At 64.8% G+C, this 10,883-nt stretch carries 8 protein-coding genes; 2 read left to right on the top strand and 6 right to left on the bottom strand.

From position 1 onward, the window contains the following. Positions 1-69: 69 nt before the first annotated feature. On the top strand, positions 70-1,644 hold the full coding sequence (locus tag AiwAL_RS08130; protein WP_262312488.1) for a lysine--tRNA ligase: 1,575 nt from the start codon (positions 70-72) through the stop codon (positions 1,642-1,644). Positions 1,645-1,654: 10 nt separating this feature from the next. Here AiwAL_RS08130 and AiwAL_RS08135 read toward each other — a convergent pair whose 3' ends face one another. From AiwAL_RS08135 to AiwAL_RS08155, 5 genes are read right to left on the bottom strand one after another with little or no spacing between them, the layout of a single operon-like run. Beyond that, on the bottom strand, positions 1,655-3,031 hold the full coding sequence (locus AiwAL_RS08135) for an MFS transporter (protein ID WP_235704980.1): 1,377 nt from the start codon (positions 3,029-3,031) through the stop codon (positions 1,655-1,657). 52 nt (positions 3,032-3,083) lie between these two features. Then, positions 3,084-4,451 carry an MmgE/PrpD family protein gene (locus AiwAL_RS08140; RefSeq protein ID WP_262312489.1) on the bottom strand — a complete coding sequence of 456 codons (1,368 nt, stop codon included), beginning with the start codon at positions 4,449-4,451 and terminating at the stop codon, positions 3,084-3,086. Positions 4,452-4,487: 36 nt separating this feature from the next. After that, entirely contained in the window at positions 4,488-5,342 is an 855-nt protein-coding gene (locus tag AiwAL_RS08145; protein WP_262312490.1) for a MaoC family dehydratase N-terminal domain-containing protein, read from the bottom strand. Further along, on the bottom strand, positions 5,339-6,475 hold the full coding sequence (locus AiwAL_RS08150) for a CaiB/BaiF CoA-transferase family protein (protein ID WP_262312491.1): 1,137 nt from the start codon (positions 6,473-6,475) through the stop codon (positions 5,339-5,341). Before AiwAL_RS08150 ends, AiwAL_RS08145 begins: the two co-directional genes overlap by 4 nt. Next, positions 6,475-7,674: an acyl-CoA dehydrogenase family protein gene (locus AiwAL_RS08155; RefSeq protein WP_262312492.1), complete on the bottom strand. Its 1,200-nt coding sequence runs from the start codon at positions 7,672-7,674 to the stop codon at positions 6,475-6,477. The genes AiwAL_RS08150 and AiwAL_RS08155 overlap by 1 nt, the downstream gene beginning before the upstream one ends. Before the next feature lie 95 nt (positions 7,675-7,769). Here AiwAL_RS08155 and AiwAL_RS08160 point away from each other — a divergent pair, with 95 nt between their 5' ends. Beyond that, positions 7,770-8,726, top strand: coding sequence for a LysR family transcriptional regulator (locus tag AiwAL_RS08160; protein ID WP_235704985.1), 957 nt, complete (start codon positions 7,770-7,772; stop codon positions 8,724-8,726). 19 nt (positions 8,727-8,745) lie between these two features. Here AiwAL_RS08160 and AiwAL_RS08165 read toward each other — a convergent pair whose 3' ends face one another. Continuing rightward, positions 8,746-10,875 carry an AsmA family protein gene (locus tag AiwAL_RS08165; RefSeq protein WP_262312493.1) on the bottom strand — a complete coding sequence of 710 codons (2,130 nt, stop codon included), beginning with the start codon at positions 10,873-10,875 and terminating at the stop codon, positions 8,746-8,748. Positions 10,876-10,883 lie beyond the last annotated feature (8 nt).

Here is a 10,883-nt window from a genome sequence, read left to right on the forward strand (position 1 = left end):
TGTATAGCGGAGAGGCCCCATGCGCCAAACCGGTTTGACCGCGATGCGTCCCGACCTTACAGCCGGGCCATGATCGAAACCACATCTCCCGTCCCGACCAGCTGGCCGTTCCGTGAAGCGGAGCGCGTTGCCCAACGCCTCGCGCGCACCGGAAAAACCGCCGCTTTGTTCGAGACTGGCTACGGGCCGTCCGGCCTGCCGCATATCGGCACCTTCATGGAGGTCGCCCGCACTTCGTGGATCAGGCACGCCTTCACCGCGCTCACCGGATTGCCCTCGAAACTGCTCGCCTTTTCCGACGACATGGACGCGCTGCGGAAGGTGCCGGGCAATGTGCCGAACCAGGACATGCTGCGCGGCTTCATCGGCCAGCCGCTGACCCGCGTGCCCGACCCGTTCGGCACCCATCCGAGCTTCGGCGCGCACAACAATGCGCGGCTGCGCGCCTTTCTCGATTCCTTCGGGTTCGACTACGAATTCGCCTCCTCGACCGAGTATTACGGCTCGGGCCGGTTCAACGCCGCGCTGCGCGCGGTGGCGGCGCGGCACGATGCGATCCGCGCGATCATTCTGCCCACGCTCGGGCCGGAGCGGCGCGCGACCTATTCGCCGTTCCTGCCGCTGCACCCTAGGACCGGGGTGGTCATGCAGGTCGCGATCGAGGCGGTGGATGTCGATGCCGGCACGGTGACCTGGCGCGATCCCGACTCCGGCACCGGCTACGAAACCTCGATCTACGACGGCGCCGCCAAGCTGCAATGGAAGGCGGATTGGGCGATGCGCTGGTTCGCGCTCGGCGTCGATTACGAAATGTCGGGCAAGGATCTGATCGATTCGGTGCGCCTGTCGAGCGCGATCGTCCGCGCCCTCGACGCCGAGCCGCCGGAAACCTTCACCTACGAGCTGTTTCTCGACCAGAACGGCCAGAAGATCAGCAAGTCGAAGGGCAACGGGCTCTCGGTCGAGCAATGGTTGAGCTACGCGCCGCCGGAAAGCCTTGGCCAGTTCATGTTCGGCTCGCCGCAGCGGGCCAAGCGGCTCTATTTCGACGTGATTCCCCGTGCGACCGACGAGTATATCGCCAATGTCGAAAAAGCAGCACAGGAAGCCGATCCACGCGACAATCCAGCCTGGCATATCCATGCGGGCGACATCCCGCAAGCGGCGCCGAGCCCGGTGCCGTTCGGCATGCTGCTCAACCTCGCCACCGTGGTGAACGCTGAAACCCCCGACATGCTCTGGGGCTTCATCCATGCCTACAAACCCGACGCGACGCCGCGAACATCGCCGTTTCTCGCGCGGCTGGTCGATTACGCGGTGCGCTACTACCAGGATTTCATCAAGCCGGCGAAGCGCTATCGCGCGCCCAGCGAAACCGAACGCGCGGCCCTCGAAGACCTCGCGGCGTCCCTGCGCGTGCTGCCGGAGGATGCCGATGCCGATACGCTGCAGACCCTGCTGTATGATGTCGGCAAGCGGCACGATTTCGCCGCCCTGCGCGACTGGTTTTCCTGCCTGTATCAGGTGCTGCTCGGCCAGAGCGAAGGTCCGCGCTTCGGCCCGTTCATCGCGCTGTACGGCGTAGCGCCGACGGTCGCGCTGATCGAGCAGGCGCTCAGCCGGGAAGCGGCCGAGCCCGCCTGAGCGGCCGCCGTCATTCCCTGCTGACCACTTCGAGGGATTTGCGGGTCGCGTTGATGGTGAAAGGCAGGATCGTCGCGGTGATCAGGCCGGTCGCCGCCATGAACAGGAACACCGTGGTGAAGCCGGACGAAATTCCGCCCCAGGAATAGACGGCGAGCGCCATGATCGGGCCGGCCGCGCCGCCGAGATGCCCGGCGCCATCGGTCAGCGACACGCCGGTCGCCCGCGCGCGGGTCGGGAAGCTTTCCGCCGTCAGCGCATACATCAGCGGCAGAAAAAAGCCGAGCGAACCGGCCAGCAGAAACACCGCGACATAGATGAGCAAAGGCGAACCGGCGATTCCGATCGCCACGAAACAGGCCGTCCAGAGCAGCATCCCGGCGAAAATCGTGTGCTTGCGCTCGAACGCATCGCCCAAAGCGGTCGCTAGCAGGGAACCCACCGGATAGCCGACCGAACTCGCCAGCATGAACAGGATGCTGTGGGTCAGCGTGTAGCCGCGCGCGACGAAAAAGGTCGGTCCCAGGCCGAGCCACGTATAGGTTCCGATATACCAGATGAACCAGAGCACGAACAGCAGAACGACCCGGCCGGCGAACGGCGCGCGAAACAGCGCGGCGGTGGGAAAGCCCTGCGAATGCACTTCCGCCGCGACCTCGATCGGTAGGGGCAGATCGCCGCCGATGCGCAGCCGGGCGCGCGCTTCCGCGGCGTCGATCACCGATGCGGCCTCCGCCATCCGGCGCTTGCTCAGCAGCCAGCGCGGCGATTCCGGCAGCCACGGAAACGCGAACAGCGTGAGTCCGCCAAGTGCTCCGAGACAGAACATCGCGCGCCAGCCCCAGGCGAAATTCGGCACCAATGCGAGGGCGACGATCGGCACGACGCCCTGGCCGAGCATGGCGAACACATTGGCGAGGCCGGTATAGCGGCCGCGTACGGCGGCGGGCGCCATCTCGCCGATATACGCGGAAATCACCGCGATTTCCGCGCCGATGCCCATGCCGGTGACGAACCGCCCCACCACCATCGAGGTCAGGCCCATCGCGAAGGTGGTGCCGATGCAGCCGATGGTGAACAGCAAGGTCGCGGTCATGATGCCGCCTTTCCGGCCGATCGCATCGGCGAGGTTGCTGTTCAGCCAGGAGCCGACAACATAGCCGACCAGGCTCGCGGTGATCGGAATCGCCTGCTGTTCGGCGGTGAAATGCAGAACCTTGCTGAACACCGGCAGGCCGAATGCGACATTGGTGATGTCGAAAAACGCGATCAGGTAGCCGATGCCGACCACCCAGAGAACCGCGCTGGAATGCGGCCAGAGCGGCAGCCGGTCGAGGCGGGCGATCAGTTCGCGTTCCGCGTTCTGGTCGTAGCTGTCCTGTTTCATGGCGTTTCGTCCTTTGTCCTGAATTGATGACATTTAGTTATTATACAGAACGTCACGCGCCCTCGCGCAGAATTGCCGCTGCGTCCGCCAGCCGGTCCAGGTGCAGGATCGCGTCGGCAAGCTTGTTGGCTTGTGGTTTGCCCAGCACCGCATCCGCGAGGCTCGAGAATTTGCCGCGCAGTTCCGCTTCGGTCGGGAAGGTCTCCGGTTCGCCCTTCGGTGTGACGATTTTCCGGCTGAATACATCGCCGCGAACCCGGACCGTCAGCCTGCCGGACATGTTGGCGGGGAATTCGGCTTCGATGTCCGGGTCGTTCTCGCAGGCAATCCGTTGCATCAGCGCGCGGATCGTCGGATCGTCGAGCAGCTTGTAGCTGTCCCACGCCATCCCGCCAGTCGCGAGGGCTACGGCGATGACGAAGGGGCCGCTGAATTGCGCATCGACGATGTTGCGCGGATCGGCCTTCTTGTCGGCGGGCGCGCCGATCAGCAACATGCCCGCGCGCGACAGGCCGAGCGTCACCTGCTCTATGTTATAAATATCGACATTGCATTCGGCGCGCAGCGCCAGCGCCGCGTCGATGCCGGCATGGCCCCAGCGGCAGGACGGATAGGGTTTTACCCCCGTGCGCATCAATTCCCAGACCATGCCGAGATCGCGCACGGCGCGCGCGGGCTCCGGCGCGGGCGCATAGGCGTTCAGGAAGCCGTGCCTGCCCTCGATCGGATCGGCGGCGCCGCGAAATCCCTCGCGCGCGAGCGTGGCCGCGGCGAAGCCCGCCATGCCGGCCCAGCCGACCTGAAACCGCTTGGTCCAGGCGCCGTTCGCCAGAAACTGCAAACTGCCGGCGCTCTGGCTGAGCGCGATGCCGAAGGCCGATTCCGTCGCGGCGGCATCGAGGCCGAAGACGCGCGCGGTGGCGGCGGCGGCACCGAACGCGCCGCAGGTCGCGGAGGGGTGAAAGCCGCGATCGTAATGCGCGCCGGCGGGCAAAGCGAGGGCGAGGCGCAAGGCGATTTCGTATCCCGCGACGATGGCGGCAAGGGTGTCTTCCCCCGAAGCGCTCACCAGCTCGGCGGCCGCGAGGGCGGCGGGAATCACCGGCGCGCCGGGATGCACGATGGCGGCGGCATGGGTATCGTCGAAGTCGAGCGAGTGCGCGAGAGTCGCATTGATCAGAACCGCGCCGGCCGGCGCATAGGTTGCGGGATCGGCGAACACGCGGGCATCGCCGTTCGCCAGACCCATCACGCGCACGGCGGCAAGCAGGGACGGCGTGCTTTCGGCGTCGTGCCGCGCGCGCACGACATTGCCGATCAGATCCAGCACGAGAAGCCGGGTACGCGCGATCACGTCAGGCGAAAGATCCCGGCAGCGCAAGGATGCGGTGAAACCGGAAAGCTGTTTTGTTATGGTCACGGCGTCATTCCCCTGGCGGTGCGATGTCTGATCTGCTCACCATGTAGCTTGCGCCTCCATGGTGCGAATGCCGTCCGCCGTTTCGATCCAGAGGGCGAGACCCGTCTCGTTGCGTCGCGCGCAAAGCGCGAACGGGGTAAAATCGAACAAGGGGCTCACGCCGCGAAAGGTGAAACCGGCGGGGGCGCGTCCTTCGGTCGCGGCGGCGAACTCGATCAGCAGGGTCGCCTGCAAAGGGCCGTGAACGATCAGGCCGGGATAGTTTTCGACCTCGGTGACATAGCTCCGATCGTAATGGATGCGATGACCGTTGAAGGTCAGTGCGGAATAGCGGAACAGCAGGACCGGATCGGCCCGCATCTCGCGGCGGAATTCGGCCCGCGGCAGTGCGGCGGGAGCGGGCGGTTTGGCACTACCGTCCTCCAGCGCGCGATAGACGATGTCCTGACGCTCGGCGATCGCGATACCGCGCGCGGTCGCGATTTCATGATCGACCGCGACGAAGCACAGCGTGCCGCTGCGCCCCCGCTTCACGCTGACATCGGCGATGCGCGACCGCCGCTCTACCGCGTCGTCGACGCGCAGCCGGTCGTGAAACCGCAAGGCACCGCCTGCCCACATGCGGCGCGGCAACGGCACCGGCGGCAGGAAACCGCCACGCGCCGGGTGGCCGTCCGGCCCGAGCGCCGAGCCCGGTGCGGCCGGCGGCGCGAGGCACCAATGGATCGCGAGCGGTGCCTTCGCGCCGTCCTCCGGCACCGCCGCATCCTGATCCAGCGTCGCCTGCAATTCCCGCACCAGTCTTGGCGTTAGCATGTCGCGCACGGTCTCGCGGCGGCCGATCCAGCCGCGCAGCGCATCGACATCCAGTTCGGTTGCTTCGGTCATCATACCCCTCCGGCGAATTCCGCCAACACGGCATCGGTATGATCGCCGAGCGCCGGCACCGCACCGTAATGCGGTGTGCTGCCCTGCAAAACCGGTGCCGGAGCGGGAAAGGAAACCTCTCCGGCTTCGGTCTCCACCATGATCCGGCGCAGATGCGGATGACGCGACAGCGCCGCCATGTCGTTCACCTCGGCGAAGGCGATATCGGCATCGTTCAGAAGCTTGATCAAATCGTCGGCCCGGAGCGATGCGAAGGCCCGCCCCACCGCGCCGTCGGTTTCGGCACGGTTCTTCACCCGCGCCACGTTGCGGCAAAAGCGCGGATCGCTCGCCATCGCGGCGTCGCCGAGAACATCGGCGCAGAAGACCCGCCATTCCCGCTCGCTCTGGATCGAAATCAGGATGCCGCGCCCATCCTGTGTCGCGAACACGCCATAGGGCGCGATCGAGGGATGCGCGAGACCGACCCGCTTGGGCGGCTTGCCGGCTTCGGCGTTGAGCAGCGGCACGGTGAGCCAGTCGGCCATCACGTCGAACATCGAGACGCGGATATCGGCGCCCTTGCCGGTGTGGCTGCGCGCGATCAGCGCTTCCAGGATCGCGGCATGAGCGGTCGCGCCGGTCGCGATATCCACCACCGAAATACCGGCGCGCGCCGGCTCGCCCGGCCCGCCGGTGATCGAGGCGAGGCCGGATTCCGCCTGCACCAGAAGATCATAGGCCTTGCGCGCGGCGAGCGGCCCGCTATCGCCATAGCCGGTGATCGAGCAGCAGATCAGCGCCGGAAAATCCTGCCGCAGCCGCTCGATTTTCAGGCCGAGCCGTTCCATCGCGCCGGGCTTGAGATTCTGCACCAGGATGTCGGCGCGCGCGATGATCGCTTCAAGCTGCGCGCGCGCGCGGGCCTTACTGAGATCGAGGACGACCGACTGCTTGCCCCGGTTCAGCCAGACGAAATAGGAACTGCCGGCCGGCGTCGCATCGTCGTAGAACCGGGCGAAATCGCCCTCGGGGCGCTCGATCTTGATCACCCGCGCACCGGCATCGGCGAGCCGCGCGGTGCAGAACGGCGCCGCGACCGCCTGCTCGACAGCGACGACGACCAAGCCTTCTAACGGACTGTTTCCGGCCGCCATCAATAGGATCGCGGCAGGCCGAGCACGTGCTCGGCGAGGTAGCTGAGAATGAGGTTGGTGGAGATCGGCGCCACCTGATACAGGCGGGTCTCGCGAAACTTGCGCTCCACGTCGTATTCCTCGGCGAAAGCGAAACCGCCATGGGTCTGCACGCAGGCTTCGGCGGCCTCCCACGAAGCTTCGGCGGCGAGCAGTTTCGCCATGTTCGCTTCCGCGCCGCAATCGCGCCCGGCCTCGAACAGAGCGGCGGCGCGGCTCACCATCAGTTCTGCGGCGCGCATCCGCGCATAGGATTTCGCGATCGGGAACTGGATGCCCTGGTTCTGGCCGATCCTGCGCCCGAACACCACCCGCTCGTTCGCGTAATTGGTGGATTTTTCGATGAACCATTTGGCATCGCCGATGCATTCGGCGGCGATCAGGATGCGCTCGGCATTCATCCCCGACAGAACGTAGCGAAAGCCGCGCCCCTCCTCGCCGACCAGCGCATCCGCCGGGATGCGCATATTGTCGAAGAACACCTCGGTCGTCGCGTGGTTCATCATGGTGCGGATCGGCCTGATCGTCAGGCTGTCGCCCTTCACCGCGCGCATATCGACCAGAAACACCGAGAGCCCGTCGGTGCGTTTGGCAACCTGCTCGCGCGGCGTGGTGCGCGCGAGCAGCAGCATCAGGTCGGAATGTTCGGCACGCGAGGTCCAGATTTTCTGGCCGTTGACGATGTAGTGGTCGCCCTCCCGCCGCGCGGTGGTGCTCAGCGCGGTGGTATCGGTGCCGCTGGTCGGCTCGGTGACGCCGAAGGCCTGAAGCCGCAACGCGCCGCTGGCGATTTGCGGCAGATAGAGCCGCTTCTGCGCCTCGCTGCCGTGCCGGAGCAGAGCGCCCATGATATACATCTGCGCATGGCAGGCAGCACCGTTGCAGCCGGCGTGCTGGATTTCCTCCAGAATCGCGGCGGCGGCGGACAAGGGTAGGCCCGATCCGCCATATTCCTCCGGGATCAGCGCGGCGAGCCAGCCGCCTGCGGCGAGCGCGTTGACGAAATCGGTCGGGTAGGCGCCCTCGCGGTCGAGATCGCGCCAGTAGGGACCGGGAAAATCGGCGCACAGCTTGCGCACCTCGTCGCGGATCGCCGCGTGCGGGTCCTGATCGATCGTCTGGTCCAATTGAATCTCCTCCTCGGCCTGCGCGTAGCTCATGCCGGCGCCGGTTCTGGTCGCTTCCAGGACAGATGAAAAATAGATATTTTTTCTAGGATGTATATGATAATCATCTAGCTCACGGGAATCGCGGCATGGACATCCGCCAGTTGCGCTATTTCATCGGCATCGTCGAAGCCGGCTCGGTGTCGCGCGCGGCACGGCTTCTCCATGTCGCGCAGCCGGCGCTGAGCCAGCACGTGCTCGCGATCGAGGCCGATCTCGGCGTGACTCTCCTGCATCGCACTGCGCGCGGCGTGATCCCGACCGAGGCCGGTCTGCGTCTGCTCGACCATGCGCGGGCCATCTGCGCCCAAGTCGCTTCCCTGCCGGATCAGGTGCGCGGCGGTGCCGCGATTCCCAGCGGCGAGGTGCGTTTCGGCATGCCGGGGACGATCAGCGAGCAGCTCGGCGTGAAGCTGATCGAAGCGGCGGCGCACCGCTACCCGAAGGTGCGGATCAGGATCGTCGAGGCGATGAGCGGCTACGTGCTGAACTGGCTGCGTGATGGTTCGGTGGATCTCGCGATGCTCTACAATGTCGAGGACGAAAAAGGCCTGACCCTGCATCACGCGCTCACCGAGGACATCCAGTTTTTCGGCATTCCCACGATGAAGAAGCTGCCGCGCGGCGAGAGCATCGGCCTCGGTGCGGCGCTGAACCTGAAACTGATCGTGCCCGGTCCGGCCCACGGCCTGCGCAACCTGATCGACCGGGCGGCCAAATCGATCCACAAAACCCTCGACCCCGCGATCGAAATCGACTCCTACCGTCAGATCAAGCAGCTCGCGGCACGCGGCGCGGGTTTCGGCATGTTGCCGACCATGGCGATCGAGCAGGAATTGCGTAGCGGGACGTTCCGATCCTGGCGGGTGGAACGCCCGGCGCTGATGCGCCGGATTCATCTCGGCTATCAGGCCGGCAAGCCGCTTTCCACCGCGAGCCGCGCGGTCGGCCAACTCGCCTGGACCAGTCTTGAGGCGCTGGTGCGCAATGGCGGCTGGCGCGCCACATGGAATGACGCCGAAGTCCTCCAGCTTTACAACGGATGAGTAGAGCGTTTCCACCGTATCAAGGACGCTGGTGCTGCACCTTTTTCAGCTCTTGTCGGTTGAGGGCGCTGGTCGTGAGATTGCCGTGGAGCGCGGGCGGCCTCGCCGCGACTTTGCGGACCGGAGCCGCATGAGCCACGGGCCGCACCGATTGCCCAGGTTTGTCATCGCGATCCTGGGTCTCCGCTTCGGTGACCAAATCCTGGCACGTATGCGGATCCTTCACGCCGAGCTGGATCGTCGGGAGCAGTGCCAACGGGGCCGCGATCACGCCCAGGACCGCAACCGCGATGCCGCGTTCGACTAACGGCTTTTTCGCCGGACCGATGCTGGGTTTTTTCATCGTGCCGGTGATGTCGATCGGCGCCGGCAGCGAGCCGATGCTGAAATGCTTCGGCTTTGACTGGATACGGTAATCGATCCTCTCGTTTTTGAGGTTGACGGTACCCTCGCCGCGCACGACCGCGGTGCCGGTGTCGAGCAACAGCGTTCGGGTATCGAAGATGCCGCGATCCAGCGCGAAATCACCGACGAAGCAACGAATATCAGTCTGTTCCGGCAGGCCAAGGGCCGCGATGAGTGCGTTGCCAAATTCCAGGCCGGAGAGTGACACCAGCAGGGCGCTGAGATTGCCGCCGGTCATGTACAAAACTAGTCCGCCATTGCCGTTACCAGCCCAACTAGCGATCGAATTTCCGGTGGCGTTCAACGTGGCCTTGCCTTGCAACAATCCGGCGCCGCGGAACATATGCGTCGCCGCCATCAGCTTGGACACATTCACATTGGCAAAGCTGACATTCGCGACGGCGTGAATCAGCTTGTTCGAAACCGGCGTCAGGGCGATCGTACCGATGATCCGGCCGGTACCGACGCCGAAACTGATGGGATGCAGGTGGATTGTGCCGTTCACGATATCCATGGTCACGGCAAGGTCATCGAGCGGCATCGACTTGCCTTCGATACTGTCCGCCTTGTAGTGCAAATAGATGTTCGCGGCATTCAACTTGGGAAGGTTGAACGGCTTGTCCGGCAGGAGGTTGGGGCTGCGCGCCTCCGATGCGGCGATTTTTGCCCGCTGCGCTGCGGTCGCCCCCGCTTCATGCTCGCCGCCAGCCTTGGTGCCGATGAATCCGCCCAGATCGACCAGATCGACCCGCCTGGACATCAGATTCATCCGCACCGTGGGTTTCGACGTGCCGTTGGTGAGGATGGCGCCCGGCTTTTCGGCAATCGTGCCGCTCAGATCGCTGTTGCCGACCAGACCGTGGAAATTGGTGAATTCGATGCTCTGATGGGCATAGGCGAGACGCCCGGTCACCCGGTATTTCGGCGTGGCGGGTATGGGAATGCCGGTCAGCGGATACAAATCCGCCATGTTGTCGCCAGCCAGCGTCAACAGCACGTTGGCCCCTTTGAAGCTCAACGGGTCCTGCACCGTGCCGATCAGCGAAACATGCGTCGCACCGTTCGCCAGGGAAAGGTCGAGCGGGTAGCGTTGTGCCGTGTTGCGCAGGGTGAGCAGGGTTCCCGCGATCATCGTGCCGGTAACCGGCTGGTTGTTGTAAGTTCCCTTGGCTTGCACCGCGATCTCGTGCGCCTGGCGATGTTTGGCGACGATGCCGGTGGCCGCCCGCGTGTCGATGACCAGACGCAGATTGGCTTTCAGTTTGGGATCGACGACATGAGCAAGCCCGCTTTCAATGGTCAGTGTGCCGATTTCCGGCGGCGGCTTCGGCTTGCCGGGCTTTGAGGGCTTTGTCGCCTTGAATGTGTAGTTGTCGACCTGTGCAGGCGTTGCGACGGCGTTGATCACGGGATGGTTCAAATCGATCAGCGGCACGACGGTTCGGTTGTGAAATAGATAATCAATGATGTTGAACCGAATGGTGAGCTGACGGATTTTGGCGAACGGCTGGGTTGCCGGAAATCCCTTTGGGTTGTCGATCTGGACATTCCCGGCCCGCACCGTGACGACCCGCCCCAACCGGACACGCAAATGCGACATGGTCACTTTGCGGCCGAGCGCCGCGGACGCGCGGGAATCGACCATCGGGATAAACCAGTTCCAGCTCCAGAAAATCGCCAGCAGCACGATCAGCAGAACCGGGATGCCGATTCCGGCCACCCAGCATTTTGCGCGCATGGTCATATCACTGA

Source organism: Acidiphilium sp. AL, from assembly GCF_025499445.1.
GTDB classification, from domain to species: domain Bacteria; phylum Pseudomonadota; class Alphaproteobacteria; order Acetobacterales; family Acetobacteraceae; genus Acidiphilium; species Acidiphilium iwatense.